Genomic DNA, 1,234 nt, shown 5'->3' on the forward strand with positions numbered 1-1,234 from the left:
ACATACAAAAATTAGTGAATAATATTAAAGAATATAAAATAAAAGCATTTGATACAACTGGGTTTAATCAGGCGAAAATAACTGCTGGTGGAGTAGATAGTAGTGAGTTAGATATTAATTTACAATCAAAAATACATAAAAATCTATATTTTACAGGAGAAGTTATAGATATATTTGGTGATTGTGGAGGTTATAGTTTACAATTTGCATTTGCTAGTGGTATAGCAGTTGGGAGTATGAATGATTAGAATAACGGGAATAAAAGTTCCTATTAAACATACAAAAGATGACATATTAAAAAAAATTAAAGAAATTTTAAAAACTAGCGATGAAATAAAATCATTTAAAATATCAAATAAATCAATAGATGCTAGAAAAAAATCTAATATTTTAATAGTATATTCTGTTGATATTGAAATAAAAAATGAAGACAAATACATAAATGATAATAATATAAAAAAGATAGAAGAGATGGTATATGATATACCTGATTTAAGTAATTATACTGGAAAAAGACCTGTAGTTATAGGATCTGGACCTGCTGGTATATTTGCAGCCTTAGTTTTAGCAAAAGCCAATTTGAAACCTATAATCATTGAAAGAGGTAGAGATGTCGATAAAAGGGTAACTGATGTATATAAGTTCTTTGAAACATGTAAATTAGATACTAATTCTAACGTACAATTTGGAGAAGGTGGTGCTGGAACATTTTCAGATGGGAAATTAACTACTAATACACATAATAAAAGAATTAAAGTTGTAATTGATGAACTTATAAAAGCAGGTGCTGATCCTAGTATATCATACATATCTAAACCTCATATAGGAACAGATATATTGATAGATTTAGTCAAGAAAATAAGGGAAACTATAATTTCTCTAGGTGGTGAATATAGATTTGAAAGTAAGCTTATAGATTTCACAGAAGAAAAAAAAATATTAAAAAATTTGAAAATAAAAGAAATAAATGGTAAAATATATGAACTAGAGACGGATAATTGTATATTAGCAATAGGGCATAGTGCAAGAGATACTTTCAAAATGTTAAAAGAAAAAAAACTATATATGACTAAAAAAATATTTGCAGTGGGATTTAGAATAGAACATAAGCAAAGTTTTATAAATGAAGCACAATATGGCTCTAATAATCTAAATTTACCACCAGCAGAGTATAAGATTAATACAAGAACAACAGATGGTAGAGGAGTATATACTTTTTGTATGTGTCCAGGGG

At 26.7% G+C, this 1,234-nt stretch carries 2 protein-coding genes; both read left to right on the forward strand.

Features of this window, described 5'->3' with window-relative positions; genetic code table 11:
* Positions 1-248, forward strand: a 248-nt coding sequence (locus AWT72_RS08590) for an NAD(P)/FAD-dependent oxidoreductase (protein ID WP_197407655.1), incomplete at its 5' end; no start/stop codon positions are given.
* The coding region (locus tag AWT72_RS08595; RefSeq protein ID WP_197407656.1) for an FAD-dependent protein at positions 241-1,234 on the forward strand (994 nt) is incomplete at its 3' end. The genes AWT72_RS08590 and AWT72_RS08595, both read left to right, overlap by 8 nt.

Source organism: Oceanivirga salmonicida (assembly GCF_001517915.1).
Classification (GTDB): Bacteria; Fusobacteriota; Fusobacteriia; order Fusobacteriales; family Leptotrichiaceae; genus Oceanivirga; species Oceanivirga salmonicida.